The sequence below is a fragment of the Marichromatium sp. AB32 genome (assembly GCF_003718675.1).
Classification (GTDB): Bacteria; Pseudomonadota; Gammaproteobacteria; order Chromatiales; family Chromatiaceae; genus Marichromatium; species Marichromatium gracile.
In genome coordinates, this window is sequence record NZ_RHFJ01000127.1 from 1 (window position 1) to 1,214 (window position 1,214).

At 76.9% G+C, this 1,214-nt stretch carries 2 protein-coding genes; both read right to left on the reverse strand.

What is annotated here, in order from left to right; all coding sequences use genetic code 11:
- A partial coding sequence (locus EBL85_RS16790) for a hypothetical protein (RefSeq protein WP_223806195.1) occupies nt 1-542 on the reverse strand: 542 nt, incomplete at its 3' end.
- Between the two features lie 17 nt (nt 543-559).
- On the reverse strand, nt 560-1,214 hold a 655-nt coding region (locus EBL85_RS17525), incomplete at its 5' end, for an energy transducer TonB (protein ID WP_223806196.1).

Genomic DNA, 1,214 nt, shown 5'->3' on the forward strand with positions numbered 1-1,214 from the left:
TCTATCAGCGCGCCGTGGCGTGCCTCGGCGCCGCTCGGGAGTTGCTGGCGCACCCCGGGGCGCAGTCCGCCGGCGCGCCACAGCCGCGCGGCGACGAGATAGCTGCCGGGGTCGCGGTAGCCGATCATCGGCGCGTCGGCGCGGGCGATGCGGCGCAGCGCCTCGATGCCGTCGGGCGCCTCGCGCACCCCCGCCGGATCGGCCTCGGGGCCGAGGATGACGTAGCGGTTGTGCGCCCAGGTGGTGAGCGGCGCGGCCAGCCCGCGCGCGACCAGGTCGAAGGCCGCCTCGCCGCCGTGGATCAGCAGCAGGTCGGCCTCGCCGCTGGCAAAGCGCGGCACCACCTGGTCCTTGGGTGCGGCGGCGACGGTGGCGATCGCCAGCCCGGTGGCCCGCTCGGCCCGTTCGGCCAGCGCCGGCCACACCCCGCACATCACCAGCCCGCCGACCACGGCGACCGGCACCGTCGGTGCGGGCGCGGCGTGCGTCTGGGTGGTGATCAGGGCGACCAGCAACAGGGTGAAGCGTGGCATGCGGTGCATCGGGATCTCCTCGCCTCTCAGTGGTTCAGGGTGAAGCGGACCGGGATGCGCACCCAGCTCGCCCGCGCGGCGCCGTCGACCCGCGCCGGGCGGAAGCGCCAGTGCGCGACCGTCTCGCGGGCGGCGCGGTCGAGGCTCTCGACCCCGGAGGAGTGGGCGAGGCGGATCTCCTCGGCGCGACCGTCGCGCCCGACCAGGACCTCCAGCGTCACCTCGCCGTGCTGGCCGAGCCTTCGCGCGCGCGCCGGGTAGGCCGGTCTGGGAGTGTGCAGATAGGCCACCGGCTGATCCGGGGTGGTCTGTGTCGCCCGGCCACCCGCGGCGCGCCCGGCGCCCGTCTCGCGCGCCGGCGCGGTGTTGCGTGAGGCCGGGGGCGTGGCGTGGCGTGGCCGTGACGGCGCGGGGGTCTCGGCGGGCGCCGATCGGGCGCTCGGGGTCGGCTCGGGCTTGGGTGGCGACGTCGGTCTCGGCGGCGATTTCGGGGTGGGCTGCGGTTTCGGTTCCGGTTCCGGCTCCGGCTCCGGCTCCGGCTCCGGCGTCGGCTCCGGCGTCGGCTCCGGGCGCGGCGTGGGTTGGGTGTCGGGTTGTGGTTGCGGCGCGGCGCGCGGCGCGGGGGCGGTGTTCGGTTCCGGTTCCGGTTCCGGTTCCGGCTCGGGCTCGGGCTCGGATTGA